The sequence below is a fragment of the Mesorhizobium sp. M7A.F.Ca.CA.003.01.2.1 genome (genome assembly GCF_003998945.1).
Lineage (GTDB): Bacteria > Pseudomonadota > Alphaproteobacteria > Rhizobiales > Rhizobiaceae > Mesorhizobium > Mesorhizobium ciceri.
Map to the genome: position 1 here is coordinate 1 of NZ_RZRA01001658.1, position 467 is coordinate 467.

Annotated in this window: 1 protein-coding gene; it reads right to left on the reverse strand. The window is 63.0% G+C overall.

The window, feature by feature from the left end; all coding sequences use genetic code 11:
* Positions 1–72: 72 nt before the first annotated feature.
* On the reverse strand, positions 73–467 hold a 395-nt coding region (locus EN969_RS34800; RefSeq protein ID WP_164758832.1), incomplete at its 5' end, for an alpha/beta hydrolase.

Below are 467 nucleotides of genomic sequence, written 5' to 3' on the forward strand. Positions count from 1 at the left end.
TCATTAAATTATTGTTCACGCAAGCCGGATGGCCTGCCGCGCACCTTCGTGTTCAGGCTTTGACCGTATATATTACAGGTCCGTCAGGAACTTGGCGAAGGTCATGGAGCCTTCGGGCCAAGGGCCGAATCCTGAATCCTCGCTGAGATGCCCGGTCTCGCCGGCGTCGATGAACAGCGAGCCCCAGGCCCCGGCAATGTCCTCGGCGACATCGAAGGCGCAGAACGGGTCGTTGCGGCTGGCGATCACGATCGAAGGAAAAGGCAGCGGTTCGCGCGGGTAGGGGCCGAAGGTCATCAGGTGCCTTGGCTTGATCTTTGGATTGGCGACATCGGGCGGCGCCACGAAAAAGGCCCCGGCGACCGGCTTGCGGAATTGCGGAATGGCTTGCACTGCGGCGGCGACGCCAAGTGAGTGCGCGACCAGGACGACCGGCCGCTCGGCCTCGTTGACCGCCTTGGCGACGC